This is a genomic window from Alcaligenes sp. SMD-FA (assembly GCF_025960365.1).
GTDB lineage: Bacteria > Pseudomonadota > Gammaproteobacteria > Burkholderiales > Burkholderiaceae_B > Alcaligenes > Alcaligenes aquatilis.
Map to the genome: position 1 here is coordinate 2,690,632 of NZ_CP110108.1, position 15,646 is coordinate 2,706,277.

The window sequence follows — 15,646 nt, forward strand, 5'->3', positions numbered from 1 at the left end:
ATGCACTTAGCCCGCCTGCTTCCTTCCAGCGCCTTGTCTGTTCCTGCACCCAGGTTCTGGGGACTGGCGGGCTTGATCATCCTGCTCAGTTTTTTTCTGACAGCGTGTGGTTTCCACCTCAAAGGAATAGCCCCACTGCCGTTCAACGCGATTTACACCAACATTACAGACAACAGCGCTTTTGGCGCGAACCTGCGTCGAACCCTATTGGCCAGCTCGCCTCAAAGTCGCTTTGTGGAGAGCCCGCAAGAGGCCCAGGCCATTTTGCGACAGCTCTCGCTCAACCGTAATCAGCGTGAAATTTCCATCAATGCCAAAGGCCAGGTGGAAGAATACGAACTGCAACTGACCTTCACATTTGAGCTGCTGGACGCCAAAGGCCGCGTAGTGCTGCCGCCCACCACGCTGGACGTCATACGTGAAGTGCCTTATGACGCGGAAGCCGTCCAAGCCAAAGACAGCGAAATCGAGATGATTTTCCGTGATATGGAACAATCCTTGATCAACCGCATTGTGCGTCGCCTAAGCTCGCCCGATGTCACCAGCGCCTACCTCTTCATCAGCAGTCAGCCCGAGCTCAGTTCCATGGAAGAGATGGAGCTGCTGCCCAACCGACAACAGGCACCGTTGTAAAGATGGGGCGCAGGGTCGACCACGACACCTTGCTGCGCGAGCTGGCCACGCCATCTGCAGCCTTCCAACCGCTTTATGTGGTGTCTGGCGACGAGCCCCTTTTGCTGGTTGAAGCCGCCGATGCCGTGCGCGCTCGCGCCCGCCAGGATGGTTTTACGGAACGCAGCAGCTTTACCCTGGATGCACGCGCAGATTGGTCACAGCTGTTTGCTGTCGCCCAGAACATCTCTCTGTTTGGCGATCAAAAACTGGTGGATGTCAGCATTCCCAGTGGCAAACCGGGCAAACCAGGCGGCGATGCTTTGCAAAAACTGTGCGGACTGATCAGTGGCGGGCAGATGGATGGCACCAGCTTTCTGATCCAACTCCCCCGCCTGGATAAAGCCACACGCAACAGCAAATGGTGCCAGGCCCTGGAGCAAGTGGCCAGTTGGATTGACATCCAGCCCGTCAACCGCAACTCCCTGGCAGGCTGGATTGCCCAACGCCTCAAAGCACAGGATCAAAGCCTGGAGCGCAACAGCCTGGAATGGATGGCTGACAAGGTCGAAGGCAACCTCTTGGCGGCTCACCAGGAAATCCAGAAACTGGCCCTGATTTACCCTCCCGGTCAGTTAAGCCAAGAGGAACTGGAAAACGCCGTCCTGAACGTGGCTCGCTACAGCGTGTTTGATTTGCGCGACTCCATGCTGGCTGGCCATAGTCAACGCGCCCTGACTGTACTCGATGGCTTGCAGGCAGAGGGCGAGGCCCTGCCTCTGGTCTTGTGGGCGGTAGGCGAGGAAATCCGCACCCTGGCACGTTTATCGCAAGCCCGTCAACAAGGGCAGGATCTGTCCAACCTGTTTCGCCAATACCGCATTTTTGGCCCACGCGAAAAACTCGTCCGTCAGGCATTGGACCGCATCCCGCCTCAAAGCTGGCCTGCCTCGGTGCTACATGCTCACGATATAGACCGATTGATCAAAGGCCTGCACCCCAGCGGACGTCAACAAGACCCGTGGGAAGAAATGCGCCGCCTGACCATGCGTATCGCGGTTGCGACACAAGCGCCCCGCCGCTAAGCGTCCGACACCCCTTAACTTCTTAATTGTTGCGATAATGCTCTCTTGAACCGGAGAGTTACACGGCTATGAACGATATCACCCAGTCCTCTACCACCACCCAGGTCGGCGATCTGTCCGCCATGATGCAAGATTTGGGCAAGCGCGCCCAGCTTGCAGCCCGTCGCATGCGCGCCGCCACAGGCAAAGCCAAGGCCGATGCCCTGCGCTATATGGCGGATGCCCTGATTGAGCAAAAAGCCCAGTTGCAAGCGGCCAACGAACTGGACTTGCAGGCAGCACGTGAACGTCAGATTCCCCCGGCCATGATCGAGCGCCTGGCTCTGTCAGACCGGGCACTGGAGATCATGACCACAGGCCTGCGTCAAATTGCGGACATGGACGATCCCGTTGGCCAGATCAGCGCCTCGCGCACCCGTCCCAATGGCATGCGCGTGGCTCAGATGCGTGTACCTTTAGGGGTGATCGGTATCATTTACGAATCGCGCCCCAATGTGACCATTGACGCCGCCGCCTTGTGCCTGAAATCTGGCAACGCCACCATTCTGCGCGGCGGCAGTGAAGCTTTTCACTCTAACCAGGCCCTGGCACACATTATTTCCAGCAGTCTGGAGCGTGCCGGCTTGCCTAAAGATGCCGTGCAAGTCGTTCCCACCACCGATCGCGACGCCGTTGGCTTGCTCGTCACCATGAACGACTACGTGGACGTCATTGTCCCGCGTGGTGGCAAGAGCCTGATCCAGCGGCTCAGCGCCGAAGCCACGGTTCCCCTGATCAAACACCTGGACGGAAACTGCCACGTCTACGTGGATGAATTTGCCGATCTGGAAAAAGCCTCTCGCATCGTGTTCAATGCCAAAACCTACCGCTACGGTATTTGCGGCACCATGGAAACCTTGCTGGTTCACCGCAGCATTGCACCGGCTTTCCTGCCAGAAATGGCCCGCCAATTACAGGACAAAGGGGTGGAGTTGCGAGGCTGTGAACAAACCCGTGCCCTGGTCGCCAACGTGGCCCCCGCTACCGAGCAAGACTGGGAAACCGAATTTGCCGCGGCCATTCTGGCGATCCGCATTGTCGATTCCATGGACCAGGCCATGGACCATATTGCCCAGTACAGCTCTGAGCACACAGAATCCATCGTGACAGAAAACCTGAGCCAGGCCGAGCGCTTCCAGCGCGAGGTAGACTCCAGTTCCGTCATGGTGAACCTGCCTACCTGTTTTGCCGATGGCTTCGAATACGGCCTGGGTGCAGAAATCGGTATTTCCACCAACCGTCTTCATGCCCGTGGCCCTGTTGGCCTGGAAGGCCTGACGACCTACAAATGGGTCTTGCATGGCAATGGCCAAATACGTGGTTAAATCATGCTTTGGTTAAAAACATTTCACATCTTGTTTGTAACCTCCTGGTTTGCGGGGCTATTTTATCTGCCCCGCATCTATGTCAATCTTGCCCAGGAGCAAGATACCAAGACCTATGAAACGCTCTTGGGTATGGCCCGACGCCTGTATCGTTTTATGGCCCCTTTGGCCATTTTGACCTTGCTGACAGGCCTGGGACTATTTTTGTATTACGGCATAGGCAAAGGACAGGGTTGGATGCATGCCAAACTAACCCTGGTTTTGATCCTGTTTGCCTTTCACGGTGTGTGCGGGCGCTATCTGCGGCAGTTCCAACAAGGGAAACAAAGCCGCTCACACGTATTCTTCCGCTGGTTCAATGAAATTCCGGTCATCGTTCTGCTGCTGGTCCTCATCCTGGTGGTTATAAAACCCTTCTAATACCTTATTCATGTCAGACCAATCTGAACGCAAGACACTTAGCCTGAGCCCAGGCACTAAAAAGAAAGCCAGCAATGCGGAACCCCGCGTGCGCTCGGGTGCGCGCGCACGTGCGGCCAGCCAGCAGCAAGACCGCCAAGGCGGCCCCAAACGCGAGGCACGCCCCTACGTAGAAAAACGTGACCAGGAACGCCGTGAGCGTCCCGCATTCAACCGTGACCGCGAAGGTGGCCGTCCGCAATCGGGCGAACGTCGTGAATTCTCTGGTGAGCGTCGTGAGCGTCCCGCATTCGACCGCAACCGCGAAGGTAGCCGTCCGCAATCGGGTGAACGTCGTGAATTCTCTGGTGAGCGTCGTGAGCGTCCCGCATTCGACCGCAACCGCGAAGGTGGCCGTCCGCAATCGGGCGAACGTCGTGAATTCTCCGGTGAACGCCGTGAGCGTCCCGCATTCAACCGTGACCGCGAAGGTGGCCGTCCGCAATCGGGCGAACGTCGTGAGTTCTCTGGCGAGCGCCGTGAACGTCCCGCTTTCGACCGCAACCGCGAAGGTAGCCGTCCGCAATCGGGCGAACGTCGTGAATTCTCTGGTGAGCGTCGTGAGCGTCCCGCTTTCGACCGCAACCGCGAAGGCGGCCGTCCACAATCGGGCGAACGTCGTGAATTCTCCGGCGAACGCCGTGAGCGTCCCGCATTTGACCGCAACCGCGAAGGTGGCCGTCCACAATCGGGCGAACGTCGCGAATTCTCTGGTGAGCGTCGTGAGCGTCCCGCTTTCGACCGCAACCGCGAAGGTGGCCGTCCGCAATCGGGCGAACGTCGTGAATTCTCTGGTGAGCGTCGTGAGCGTCCCGCATTCGACCGCAACCGCGAAGGTGGCCGTCCACAATCGGGCGAACGTCGCGAATTCTCTGGTGAGCGTCGTGAGCGTCCCGCATTCGACCGCAACCGCGAAGGTGGCCGTCCGCAATCGGGCGAACGTCGCGAATTCTCTGGTGAGCGTCGTGAGCGTCCCGCATTCAACCGTGACCGCGAAGGTGGCCGTCCACAATCGGGCGAACGTCGCGAATTCTCTGGTGAGCGTCGTGAGCGTCCCGCATTCAACCGTGACCGCGAAGGTGGCCGTCCACAATCGGGCGAACGTCGCGAATTCTCTGGTGAGCGTCGTGAGCGTCCCGCTTTCGACCGCAACCGCGAAGGTGGCCGTCCGCAATCGGGCGAACGTCGTGAATTCTCTGGTGAGCGTCGTGAGCGTCCCGCATTCGACCGCAACCGCGAAGGTGGCCGTCCGCAATCGGGCGAACGTCGTGAGTTCTCCGGTGAACGCCGCGAACGTCCCGCATTTGACCGCAACCGCGAAGGTGGCCGTCCACAATCGGGCGAACGTCGTGAATTCTCAGGTGAACGCCGCGAACGCCCGGCATTCAACCGTGACCGCGACAGCCGCCCGCAAACCGGTGAACGCCGTAATTTCTCTGGCGAGCGCCGCGAACGCCCTGCGTTCCAAGGTGACAAGGAAACTTCGGACCGTACCCCTGCTGGAAAAATGCCCAGTGGCTTATTCAAGCCCGCCGGTGACTCGGATGCCTTTCCGCAGTACGTGTCTCCCATCCAGCGTGTAGATAGCCCTCAGGCCCCCAAGCCCGGCCAACGCCTGCCCGATAGCAATATCGAGCAAAATGAGCGCGTCCAGGTCAAAGCCCTGCAAGGCGAACGCTACCGTCTATTTGCACCCTGCCCCCAAGGGCTGGAAGAGGCGCTGTCGCTGGAACTGCAAGCACTGGGTTACGAGAACGTTCAAACCGGCCGTGCCGGCTGCCATTTTGACGCAGACTGGATTGGCGTCATGCGCGCCAACCTGTCCTCAAGACTGGCGACACGCATTTTGCTGGAAGTCTCGCACGCTCCTGTCACCAACGAGGAAGACATTCTGGCCCTGGCCCGCGTAACGCCTTGGGAGCGCTGGTTCGGCCCCGAGCAAACACTGCGCGTTGACACCTCGGCGGTACGCAGCCCCATGCAAAGCCTGCAGTACTGCAATCTGCGCGCCAAAGACGGGATTTGTGACCGCCTGCGAGATCTGGAAGGCGCACGTCCTTACATCGACACGGTACGCCCGGACGCCAAGGTACATTTGTTCCTGGATGAGACCAGCGCCACCTTCTATCTGGACACCAGTGGCGAGTCCCTGTTCAAGCGTGGCTGGCGTCACGACAAGGGCGATGCGCCTTTGCGTGAAAACCTGGCAGCGGGCCTATTGGTCCTATCTGGCTGGGACCCTAGCAAACCCTTGATCGACCCCTTCTGCGGTAGTGGCACAATTCTGATCGAAGCCGCCTGGATGGCTCTGGGAGCACCTCCCGGAATCTGGCGCCCCTTCCATTTCGAACGTCTGCGCTGCCACGACCAGCGTTTGTGGCGTGACATCAAGGACGAAGCGCGTTCCATGATCGCCCCTCGTCTGGATACCCCGCTCATTGGCTACGACATCAACCCTACCGTTCTGGATGCTGCTCGTTCCAATCTGGAACGCTCGCACCTGACGCTGGAGACGATTCGCTTCGAGCAAGGCGATGCCCTGAAGATTCGCCCCGAGACAGAAGCCGGCTGGATTGTCACCAATCCTCCTTACGGCGAGCGTCTGGAACATCAGGACGAGGACTTCTGGCCAAACTGGGCCAGCAACCTCAAGCAAAACTTCGCCAACTGGAGCGTCAACATGATCAGCAGCGACCTGGAGCTGCCGCGTCATATGCGCCTCAAGCCCAAGCGTCGTTACCCACTGTATAACGGCGCTCTGGATTGCCGTCTGTTCTGCTTTGACATGGTTCCGGCCAGCTATCGCAATAACGAAACGGCCTCGGGCACCAGCGAAGATTCGGTCAACGACGATTAAGCGTTAAACAGTCTTGCACATGCCCCAAGGGCCAAGTCCATATCAATCAATGGCTTGGCCCTTGTTTATAGGGGCGACGTTCCGTTCGCCTCCGATATACGCGATAATGACAGTCTTGCCTGCTTCAAAACGCACCATGACACCCACCTTCACTACTCCTGGCCGCTGGCGACGCTTTGCCTGCATGATGTATGAATCCATCCTGCTGTTTGGCGTTATTTTTACTGCCGGCTATCTGTTTGATACTTTGACCCAAAGCCGTAGCGGCCTGGATCTGCGTCATGTGCGTCAGGTCATTCTGTTTATTGCATTGGGGATTTATTTCGTACTGTGCTGGCGCAAAGCAGGCCAAACCCTGCCCATGAAGACCTGGCATATGCGTCTGGTGAACGAGCAGGGCCAGATTCCTGCCCTCGGTACCCTGCTGCTGCGTTATATTCTGCTATGGCCCCTGCCCTTGCTGGGGGCTTTGCTGATTCAGCTTCTGTCTGGCTACACAGGCTATGCGTCCACGGACCTTCTTATTGTGTTTACGCCTTTTCTGAACTTTATCTGGACCTGGTTCGACAAAGACCAGCAGTTCCTGCACGACCGTCTTAGCAAGACTCGTCTGATCGATGCGCGCCCCACCCGTGTTACTTCGGCGGCCACCTGAGCAGGCAGGCTGCCTCTTCATTTTTTAGTAGTACCGCAAAGTCATGACTGACATTTTAAAAAAATACCTGTTCGCCGACCAAAGCACACGCGCCCAGATTGTCCATCTTGAACAAGCCTGGCAAATGGGGCTGGAACACCAACACTACCCTGCCTGCATCCGCGACTTGCTGGGCGAGTTGGTAGCCGCGTCGGTGCTCCTGGCGGGCAATCTCAAGTTTGACGGCTCCCTGATTCTACAAATCCAGGGTGATGGTCCCATTGCCCTGCTGGTAGTGGAGTGCACCTCGGACATGGACATACGCGCAACGGTTTCGCTGCGTGAGAACCATCCCGTGCCCCAAACCGGCACCTTGCAAACCCTGCTGAATCCGCAAGGCCAGGGCCGCTTTACTGTCGTCTTGGCCCCTCGCCAAAGCAGCAAGGACTTCCGTCCCTACCAAGGCGTAGTTCCGCTGGAAGGTGAAACAGTCGCCGAGGTGCTGCAAACCTATATGCGCACCTCCGAGCAACTGGATACACACTTGTGGCTGGCCGCCGATGAGAACCGCTGTGGGGGTCTTTTGCTACAACGCATCCCACCCCAAGGCGGCCACAGTCTGGCTCAGAACCTGGACACCTGGGAACGCGCTCTGGCGCTGGGCTCCACGGTCCAGACCCAGGAGTTATTGCAACTAGATAGCGACACCTTGATTCATCGCCTGTTTTGGGAAGAAGATCTGCAAGTCTTCGAACCCCAGTCCGTACGCTGGCATTGCCCTTGTTCCCGTCAACGCGTCAGCAATATGCTGCGTATGCTGGGCCAGGCAGAGATCGAGCAAATGCTGGCAGAACAAGACACCATCAATGTGTCCTGCAACTTCTGCGGTAAACCCTATCAGTACGATGCAATCGATTGTGCATCCCTGTTTGTCGACAAGGGCGACACGCAGCCGGGTGATGACACCCTGCACTAGGCCGATGTCTCTACGAGACACTACGCTCGCACAAGTCCCTCTATCGGGCTAGAAGACAGTCAGCCATGATGACAACCATCATGGCTGATTTTTTTTCTTCACTCCATCGCCAATCCGGCTTGGCAGGCTCTCACATCATGGGAGCCCTGCTGGCCATCATCCTGCTTAGCTGGCTGGTGCTGGACGTGCTGACGCTGTACTCCTTGCGCGTACGCCTACAGCACGGTCTGTTACAGGCCGCACGCCAGGCCAGCGTGCATCATGCCCAGCCTGAAACCATTGCCTTGGCATTCGGCCAAACACTGGCCGCTGCCAACGTGCCCCTACACGATCAGTGGCAAATCCAGATTCTGTCTCCCTCAGTGCAGGCTTTTATGCAGTACGGCAAGCCCTCCGGGCAGCATAAGGGGCGTGCAAGTATTACCCAAGGCTGGCAGGCGCTGCAAGACGGGCAAGCCAGCCACGGCGGCCCCAGCATCTACCAGGCCAACACACTACACTTGTACCTGCTCTATGCCCATAAGCCAGGGCCTCTTTCCTTGCTTCGCCTGCTACCCAAGTTTGCCGCCAGTATGCCCAGTCCTTCAGGTTCGGCAGCAGTCTGGCTACGCCTGGAAATCAGACACCCTATGCAGTCCGATGCAGTGCAGTGGGATGACTTAGCTGACGGTCGAGTTATCTATACCCAGCAAACTGAAAACGCGCTTGCCTTGCCAGTTTCCCAAACAGGCTGGTCAGCAGATAGAGAGCCAGCGGGAATACCATCGACGGATGGGAGTGGTCGTCTTCCCTCATGGAATGACTCTGTTCAAGGACCAGGTGATGGCACCCACTCTCCAGGACCTGCCGCCCCCACCCCAGACTCAGGAGGAGCTGACTCCCTGCCCCCAAACCCCGCCTGCTACTAACTGCAGCGCGACCCAAGGCGGGCGTCAGGTGTCGGCGGCATAGGACGCTATAAACGCATTCCTGCCCAAGCGGGATACAGAATTACAACCCGTTGTGGCCGTAGTCAGGGCAGTAAAGAAGACCAAGGAGAAAGAAAGTGCAGATAAGGCGATCACAAAACCCACAAAGCCAAAGGGACTTCATAGCCACTACGCCACTAACTCTTATCCTGAGATGACTGGCACTTAAAACCAAGTCCCATTCAGGCCCACATCCAAGGGGCGCAACAAAGCCCGGATCAACGACCCAAACATAAGGTAGAAGAATAATCAGAACTGAACTGGCTGATCAGCCATTCCAGCAGCGCCTTGCGCGCTACTTCTTAGCGTGGGCTGGCTGTCGTGGCAGCCGAACCACCGGGAGGCACGATCTGCACAAAGATCTCGCCTTCACGCATCATGCCAAACTCGCTACGGGCCCGCTCTTCAACGGCATGAGTACCCGAACGTAAATCCTGAACCTCAGCCAGCAAAGCGTTATTACGCGCTGTCAGGGCTTCATTGGTTTCTTTTTGCGCGACCAGCTTGGTCTGCATTTGCCGTACGTCCAGCCAACCGCCTTTGCCCCACCATAAAGCGTAATGGGTTACCAGGGTCAAACACAGCAGGAGCAGAACGATCAGGCGCATGGCGATATAAGAACCGGGTCTTACGACCCGGTCCATCAAACAGAATTAGCGCAGATTATAGAACGCTTCGCGACCTGGGAAGGTAGCAACTTCTGCCAATTCTTCCTCAATACGCAACAACTGGTTGTACTTGGACATGCGATCAGAACGGGACAAGGACCCTGTTTTGATCTGCATGGCGTTCGTCGCCACCGCGATGTCCGCAATGGTGGAATCTTCGGTTTCACCCGAGCGGTGCGAAATCACGGCGGTGTAACCAGCGCGCTTGGCCATCTCAATAGCGGCAAAGGTTTCGGTCAGGGTGCCGATCTGGTTGATCTTGATCAGGATCGAGTTACCGATACCCAACTCGATCCCTTTCTTCAGAATCTTGGTGTTGGTCACAAACAAATCGTCACCAACCAACTGGATCTTGTCGCCCAATTGCTGGCTCAGAATGCGCCAACCGTCCCAATCGTCTTCGGCCATGCCGTCTTCGATGGAGATGATGGGGTACTTGTCGCACCAGTTGGCCAACAGGTTGGCAAAGTCTTGCGAGCTCAGGGACACGCCACCTTCGCCAGCCAGGTGGTATTTACCATCGCGGTAGAACTCGGAAGCCGCGCAGTCCAGGGCCAGAGCAATCTGGGTGCCAGGCTCGTAGCCAGCTTGCTCGATAGCACGCAGAATCAGCTCGATCGCGGCTTCGTGGTTGGCCACGTTCGGAGCAAAACCACCCTCATCGCCCACCGCAGTGGACATGCCCTGATCGTGGATCAGGCCTTTCAAGGTGTGGAAAACTTCTGCACCCATACGCAGCGATTCGCGGAAGCTCTTGGCACCCACGGGCATGATCATGAACTCTTGCAAGTCCAGGGTGTTGTTGGCGTGTGCGCCACCGTTGATGACGTTCATCATCGGCACAGGCATGGCCATGGCACCGCTGCCACCAAAGTAACGGTACAGGGACAGACCCGAATCATCAGCAGCGGCACGGGCCACCGCCATACTGGCAGCCAGCATGGCGTTCGCGCCCAGGCGGCTCTTGTCTTCGGTGCCGTCCAGCTCGATCAGGGTGCGATCGATAAAGGTTTGTTCTTGAGCATCCAAACCCATCAAGGCTTCGGAGATCTCTGTGTTCAGGTTCTCGACAGCGCGCAAAACACCTTTGCCCAGGTAACGGCTCTTGTCACCATCACGCAGCTCCAACGCTTCGCGAGCGCCAGTGGATGCACCAGAAGGAACGGAGGCACGCCCCATAGCGCCCGATTCGAGCAATACATCACACTCCACCGTTGGATTACCACGGGAGTCCAGAATCTCGCGGCCAATAATATCTACGATTGCACTCATGATTTTGACAGTCCTGCCTGAAGTAGCATTAAGCTAGATAAGTTAAACAATCCTGCTGCCGGGCGTATCGCCGTAAACCGATATGAAGATCAGCTTGAAAAGGCGCCTAGCCTGGAAGTTGAAAAGATCAGCAAGCGCGACAGCTATAGTGCAATCAGCGCCCCTGCCCTCCTGCTAAAACAGGATTGTACCTGCCCATGACACAGCCGTGCCATGTCTGGTCTCGAAAGCTGGAAAAAAGCCGGGACTCCAGCCCCTGCCTTCGTCCTGATCGAAACCGGCACATGTTTATTATCACCAGAAATTCCGAGACTAGGCGGCGTCTCTGTAAATACAAAAAGTACCGATACGTCTCAAAGTAAATCTTTGTCGGCCGCTTTCAACAAGGCGCTTTCCCAGTTGCCCAACAAGGTGATCAACTGGTTCAAGTCCTGGTCGGAGAAATCTTGCAGCATGGCCTCCACTAGGCGGCGGCGACGCGGCAAGGTGGCCTCAACCAGCTCACGGCCAGCAGGACTTAGGCGCACATTGGTCAGCCGATTATCCTGCTCATCGGTGAAGCGCTCAACCAGCCCCAAGGACTCAATGCTTTTAAGCTGCCGTGTCACCGCAGCCGGATCAATGCGCAGCAAGCGAACCAACTGCTTTTGAGACAGGCAGCCGTTCTCTTGGTACAAGCCAATCAGGACACGCCAGCGCGGCAAGGGCATGCCCAACTGCTGGTCAAACGCCGCCATCAGACTGCGATAGGTGCGCCCCAATTGCTGAGCCGCTTGAAGTTGCGGAAATTCATTCATCATGTTCAAGACTGTTCTTGACGATTAAACCGTATTGGCGGCACTTTACGTACCCAATAGAAACACCAGACTATCAGCAGCAAGGTCACGGCCATACCCATATTGACGGCATGCGCCAGAGCATCGCGGGCCAAGCCCAGATACATCTGCCCGTCCAGCCCGGCCTGCTCCAGAAACTGTGACTGCTGGCTTGCACTCATCAAGACTTGCGGGTCTTGCAGCGCGTTAACGACATTTGCAGGCAAAGCCGTCAATTGCGTGCGGATGGATTCGCCATATTGGTAATTGATCAAGGCTCCGACAACAGCAGTTCCCAACATGCCGCCCACCATGCGCATGGACTGTAGCATGGCCGTGGCAATCCCCAGCATGGAACGCTCTACAATTTCCTGCGCAAACACCGTCAAATTCGGCATGATGAAACCAACCCCGGTTCCGGCAATCGTGGCGTACAGGACAAAATGCCAGTGCGGATCGGTTTTCTGGATGAACACCATGCCCAGACAGGCAATCGTCAACAACGTCAAGCCCAGGTACAACATCAGGGTGGGACGACGCAGCCGCGTAATCATACGGCCATTAATGATACTGCCCACCGTAATGAACACGACCAAGGGGGTGACCAATAAACCGGCTGTTTGAGGGCGTAGACCATACCCCCCTTGCAACAACAAAGGCGCGTAGAACAAGAGACCAAACAGGATAAAGCCCAAACCGGCAGACAGAACCAGCAAGGAGAATTGAGCAGGACTACTGAACAGAACCAAGGGCAACAAAGGTTCCGCAACCCGCCGCTCCCAACTGACCAATAAGACAAAAGCGGCCACACTACACAGCCCCAACAAGACCATCAAATAGCTGCCACCATAGTGAGGCAGCAGCTCTACCAATAGTTGAACACAGGCCAAACCGACCATCAGCAAAAAAGCGCCCAGATAATCCAGGCGAACTTGGGTTTGACGAAAGTGACGAATCTGCGGCAGGTAGCGATAGACAAAATACAGGCTGAGTAAGCCAACAGGCAGGTTGACATAAAACACAGAGCGCCAGCCGTAGTGCTCGGTCAAAATCCCACCCAGAAAAGGCCCTATCCCGTTCGCAATCCCAAAGGACGCGCTAAGCATCACTTGCCAGCGCAAACGCACACGAGGATCGGGAAACAGATCAGGCACACAGGCAAATGCCGTCCCTACCAACATGCCCCCGGCTATACCCTGCAAGGCCCGCGCAAGCACCAACTGCAGCATGCTTTGCGCCATGCCACAGAATACAGAGGCCAAGGTAAAAAGGACAATGGACACCAGCACGAAGCGGCGGCGTCCATAAAAATCCCCCAAGCGACCAAAGATAGGTACGGTAATCACCGAAGTCAGCAAATACGCGGTTGCCACCCAGGCATACAGCTCAAAGCCATGCAGCTCGGACACGATGGTGGGTAAGGCTGTCCCTACCACGGTCTGATCAATGGCTACCAACATCACCACAAAGCACAAACCCATCATCGCTAATATAGATTCTGTGACTGACAAGACACGCCCCGGCGTCTTCTGCGTCGATTCTGTTGCGTTTACCATTTCTATTGACCACACAATTATTGCCTAGTCAATGATTCTACGGGGGACTGAAAAACCTGACAAGTACGGCCTGAATCAACCCCTGTCCCACTATCCCGATACACAATAACGATCACCTGCAGAGCCATGCTCTCCACGCACATCTGTTCCACAGGAAAACAGTATGAATATCATGATTATTGGTGCCAGCATGGGTCTGGGTCGCGCCTTGATGGACGGCTTGGCCCAAGATGGCAACACGCTGTATGGTGTGGCCAGACGGCCACCCAGCACCTTGGCCAGCTCCCTGCACCCAGACCCCAGCGCCCATCAACATTGGATCAGCGCCGACTTGTCCGAGCCTGACGCCGCCAGCCAATTGGCAACCGCCTGCCCGGACTTGCTGGATGTCCTGATCTATAACCTGGGAATCTGGGAAGACACGGCATTCAGCCCGGAATACGATTTTCTATCGCAGTCCGATCAAGCTTTGCGCCGCCTGGTTGATGTAAACCTGACCGGCGCGTTATTGGCTATACGCCACTTGCTGCCCAATATGCTGCGCAGCAGCCAGCCCCGCTTGATTCTGACAGGCTCCACTTCGGGCCTTCGCCAAAGCGGTCGACCGGAAGTTGCTTTCGGGGCAACGAAATTTGCCTTGAGTGGTTTAGCTGACAGCCTGCGCGAAGGTTATAGGGATCAAGGCCTGGCCGTCACGTGTCTGCAACTGGGCTATCTGAATACGGAAGATGGCCTGGATGTTCCGCTGCGGGCCGCCGCTGAACGGGACCAAGGCCAGACAATTCCAGTCCATGACGTCCTCACCATTGTGCGCAGCCTGCTGCAACTGTCTCCCGCCAGTTTTGTCCGCGAGCTTACTCTGCCTGCCCTGCGTGATCCACGTTTTTAAACCGCAAGCGTCGCCACGTATTCACAAGGGGCATGGGACGATAAGGAAAGGAAAAAGCACTCTCTGCGGCTGATAGAGCACCTGGTGACGCTGAAAAATCCGCCCGCTCGCACCTGCCTTCAGGCACAAAGACATTCGGCATTCGGCATTCGGCATTCGGCATTCGGCATTCGGCATTCGAGAGCATTAAAACAAGAGCAACGCCTTCAGGCAATAGTGGTCGAGCAGGTCGGATCTATGCCTGCAAGCATAGAAAAAGGGAGTGTTTTCGCACTCCCTTTTTCTGCCTGTCTAGATGGAATAGCCTGTTTTTACAGACCTTGCACCACGTACATGGTCATTTTGGCCGCACCTTCACGCGCTTTACGGGCACGACGGTATTCCTCGGAATCATGGAAAGCCTGGGCCTGTTCCAGCGTGTCGAACTCCATGACCACGGTACGCAAAGGCGCATTGCCTTCCAGAGCGACCGTTTCGCCACCACGCACCAACACTTTCACATTGTGAGCTTTCAGGGCAAGGCTGGAAAACTCCTGGTACTGCTTGTACTGTTCGGGGTTGCTTACTTCGACATTCGCAATCAAATATGCAGGCATACTGTCTCCAAAACTATTTTTAATAGCCGTGCTGCAGGGCACCGCTGTTTTTAACAATCGAATCGATCTGTTGCAGCGTCCGCAGCAAATCTGACATCTGTGACAGGGGAACGGCATTGGGGCCATCAGACAAGGCCTTGTCCGGATTAGGATGAGTCTCCATGAACACGCCAGCCACACCTGCTGCAACTGCGGCACGCGCCAGTACGGGAACAAACTCACGCTGACCACCCGACGAGGTGCCCTGCCCACCCGGCAACTGCACCGAGTGAGTGGCATCGAACACGACCGGGCAATCCGTGGCGCGCATGATCGCCAAAGAGCGCATATCGGATACCAGATTGTTGTAGCCAAACGAAGCGCCACGCTCACAGACCATGATGGTGGAGCCATCACCGCCCATTTCCATTGCCGCTGCACGTGCTTTTGCCACCACCTGCACCATATCCTGAGGGGCCAGGAACTGGCCCTTCTTGATATTCACGGGTTTCAGAGTAGCGGCGCAAGCCTGAATAAAGTCGGTCTGACGGCATAGAAAAGCGGGGGTTTGCAATACGTCCACCACGGCTGCCACATCATCGACCTGATCTTTGTCGTGCACATCGGTCAGGACCGGCACTTTATAGTGTGAGCGCACATCCGCCAGAATCTGCAGACCTTCCGCCATGCCGGGACCACGATAGGACTTATCCGAGCTCCGGTTGGCCTTGTCAAACGAGCTTTTGTAGATAAAGGGGATACCCAGAGCCGAGGTAATCTCGGCGAGTTGACCCGCTGTATCAAACGCCATTTGACGCGACTCAATCACACAAGGGCCAGCGATCAGAAAAAAGGGGCGATCCAGGCCAACATCGTAACCGCATAAATCCATAATAGACCTCGTTTCAGTATTGCT

General features: G+C 56.6%; 15 protein-coding genes. 9 read left to right on the forward strand and 6 right to left on the reverse strand.

What is annotated here, in order from left to right; genetic code table 11:
• The 8 genes from lptE to OKX01_RS12470 all read left to right on the forward strand — a co-directional run bounded on the left by lptE (position 1) and on the right by OKX01_RS12470 (position 8,895).
• A complete protein-coding gene (gene lptE / locus OKX01_RS12435; RefSeq protein ID WP_094197265.1) occupies positions 1 to 633 on the forward strand; it encodes an LPS assembly lipoprotein LptE in 633 nt (210 codons plus the stop codon).
• Between the two features lie 2 nt (positions 634 to 635).
• Positions 636 to 1,697, forward strand: coding sequence for a DNA polymerase III subunit delta (gene holA / locus OKX01_RS12440; RefSeq protein ID WP_094197266.1), 1,062 nt, complete (start codon positions 636 to 638; stop codon positions 1,695 to 1,697).
• Positions 1,698 to 1,765: 68 nt separating this feature from the next.
• Positions 1,766 to 3,061, forward strand: a complete 1,296-nt coding sequence (locus OKX01_RS12445; RefSeq protein ID WP_413544453.1) for a glutamate-5-semialdehyde dehydrogenase — start codon at positions 1,766 to 1,768, stop codon at positions 3,059 to 3,061.
• A 3-nt stretch (positions 3,062 to 3,064) separates the two neighbouring features.
• On the forward strand, positions 3,065 to 3,481 hold the full coding sequence (locus tag OKX01_RS12450) for a CopD family protein (RefSeq protein ID WP_094197268.1): 417 nt from the start codon (positions 3,065 to 3,067) through the stop codon (positions 3,479 to 3,481).
• 1,546 nt (positions 3,482 to 5,027) lie between these two features.
• Positions 5,028 to 6,377, forward strand: a complete 1,350-nt coding sequence (locus tag OKX01_RS12455; protein ID WP_264672881.1) for a THUMP domain-containing class I SAM-dependent RNA methyltransferase — start codon at positions 5,028 to 5,030, stop codon at positions 6,375 to 6,377.
• A gap of 106 nt (positions 6,378 to 6,483) precedes the next feature.
• Positions 6,484 to 7,032 (forward strand): RDD family protein, encoded by a 549-nt coding sequence (locus tag OKX01_RS12460; RefSeq protein WP_162496899.1) that lies wholly within the window; start codon positions 6,484 to 6,486, stop codon positions 7,030 to 7,032.
• Positions 7,033 to 7,075: 43 nt separating this feature from the next.
• Positions 7,076 to 7,987: an Hsp33 family molecular chaperone HslO gene (gene hslO, locus OKX01_RS12465; RefSeq protein ID WP_094197271.1), complete on the forward strand. Its 912-nt coding sequence runs from the start codon at positions 7,076 to 7,078 to the stop codon at positions 7,985 to 7,987.
• Positions 7,988 to 8,052: 65 nt separating this feature from the next.
• A complete protein-coding gene (locus OKX01_RS12470; RefSeq protein ID WP_230017723.1) occupies positions 8,053 to 8,895 on the forward strand; it encodes a TadE/TadG family type IV pilus assembly protein in 843 nt (280 codons plus the stop codon).
• Between the two features lie 362 nt (positions 8,896 to 9,257).
• Here the strand turns inward: OKX01_RS12470 and ftsB are convergent, their stop codons facing one another.
• From ftsB to OKX01_RS12490, 4 genes are all read right to left on the reverse strand, one after another.
• Entirely contained in the window at positions 9,258 to 9,599 is a 342-nt protein-coding gene (gene ftsB, locus OKX01_RS12475; RefSeq protein ID WP_230017720.1) for a cell division protein FtsB, read from the reverse strand.
• Between the two features lie 9 nt (positions 9,600 to 9,608).
• Positions 9,609 to 10,895: a phosphopyruvate hydratase gene (eno, locus tag OKX01_RS12480; RefSeq protein ID WP_009456510.1), complete on the reverse strand. Its 1,287-nt coding sequence runs from the start codon at positions 10,893 to 10,895 to the stop codon at positions 9,609 to 9,611.
• Positions 10,896 to 11,248: 353 nt separating this feature from the next.
• Positions 11,249 to 11,695 carry a MarR family winged helix-turn-helix transcriptional regulator gene (locus tag OKX01_RS12485; protein WP_094197273.1) on the reverse strand — a complete coding sequence of 149 codons (447 nt, stop codon included), beginning with the start codon at positions 11,693 to 11,695 and terminating at the stop codon, positions 11,249 to 11,251.
• Between the two features lie 2 nt (positions 11,696 to 11,697).
• Positions 11,698 to 13,266: an MFS transporter gene (locus OKX01_RS12490; protein WP_264671806.1), complete on the reverse strand. Its 1,569-nt coding sequence runs from the start codon at positions 13,264 to 13,266 to the stop codon at positions 11,698 to 11,700.
• A 163-nt stretch (positions 13,267 to 13,429) separates the two neighbouring features.
• On the opposite strand from OKX01_RS12490, the gene OKX01_RS12495 reads away from it, so the two are divergent.
• On the forward strand, positions 13,430 to 14,155 hold the full coding sequence (locus tag OKX01_RS12495) for an SDR family NAD(P)-dependent oxidoreductase (RefSeq protein WP_264671807.1): 726 nt from the start codon (positions 13,430 to 13,432) through the stop codon (positions 14,153 to 14,155).
• Positions 14,156 to 14,466: 311 nt separating this feature from the next.
• On the opposite strand, the gene OKX01_RS12500 is transcribed toward OKX01_RS12495, so the two are convergent.
• Together OKX01_RS12500 and kdsA are read right to left on the reverse strand one after the other, a co-directional pair.
• Positions 14,467 to 14,751 (reverse strand): DUF1330 domain-containing protein, encoded by a 285-nt coding sequence (locus tag OKX01_RS12500; RefSeq protein WP_094197276.1) that lies wholly within the window; start codon positions 14,749 to 14,751, stop codon positions 14,467 to 14,469.
• A 19-nt stretch (positions 14,752 to 14,770) separates the two neighbouring features.
• On the reverse strand, positions 14,771 to 15,622 hold the full coding sequence (kdsA, locus tag OKX01_RS12505) for a 3-deoxy-8-phosphooctulonate synthase (RefSeq protein WP_166726999.1): 852 nt from the start codon (positions 15,620 to 15,622) through the stop codon (positions 14,771 to 14,773).
• Between the last annotated feature and the right edge of the window lie 24 nt (positions 15,623 to 15,646).

Bases quoted from the DNA above. Each gene is read 5' to 3' on its own strand.
- OKX01_RS12490 (WP_264671806.1), bottom strand. From the start codon at position 13,266: ATGGTAAACGCAACAGAATCGACGCAGAAGACGCCGGGGCGTGTCTTG.
- OKX01_RS12495 (WP_264671807.1), top strand. From the start codon at position 13,430: ATGAATATCATGATTATTGGTGCCAGCATGGGTCTGGGTCGCGCCTTG.
- OKX01_RS12485 (WP_094197273.1), bottom strand. From the start codon at position 11,695: ATGATGAATGAATTTCCGCAACTTCAAGCGGCTCAGCAATTGGGGCGC.
- ftsB (WP_230017720.1), bottom strand. From the start codon at position 9,599: ATGGACCGGGTCGTAAGACCCGGTTCTTATATCGCCATGCGCCTGATC.
- OKX01_RS12470 (WP_230017723.1), top strand. From the start codon at position 8,053: ATGATGACAACCATCATGGCTGATTTTTTTTCTTCACTCCATCGCCAA.
- OKX01_RS12500 (WP_094197276.1), bottom strand. From the start codon at position 14,751: ATGCCTGCATATTTGATTGCGAATGTCGAAGTAAGCAACCCCGAACAG.
- lptE (WP_094197265.1), top strand. From the start codon at position 1: ATGCACTTAGCCCGCCTGCTTCCTTCCAGCGCCTTGTCTGTTCCTGCA.
- holA (WP_094197266.1), top strand. From the start codon at position 636: ATGGGGCGCAGGGTCGACCACGACACCTTGCTGCGCGAGCTGGCCACG.
- eno (WP_009456510.1), bottom strand. From the start codon at position 10,895: ATGAGTGCAATCGTAGATATTATTGGCCGCGAGATTCTGGACTCCCGT.
- OKX01_RS12450 (WP_094197268.1), top strand. From the start codon at position 3,065: ATGCTTTGGTTAAAAACATTTCACATCTTGTTTGTAACCTCCTGGTTT.
- hslO (WP_094197271.1), top strand. From the start codon at position 7,076: ATGACTGACATTTTAAAAAAATACCTGTTCGCCGACCAAAGCACACGC.
- OKX01_RS12445 (WP_413544453.1), top strand. From the start codon at position 1,766: ATGAACGATATCACCCAGTCCTCTACCACCACCCAGGTCGGCGATCTG.
- OKX01_RS12455 (WP_264672881.1), top strand. From the start codon at position 5,028: ATGCCCAGTGGCTTATTCAAGCCCGCCGGTGACTCGGATGCCTTTCCG.
- OKX01_RS12460 (WP_162496899.1), top strand. From the start codon at position 6,484: ATGACAGTCTTGCCTGCTTCAAAACGCACCATGACACCCACCTTCACT.
- kdsA (WP_166726999.1), bottom strand. From the start codon at position 15,622: ATGGATTTATGCGGTTACGATGTTGGCCTGGATCGCCCCTTTTTTCTG.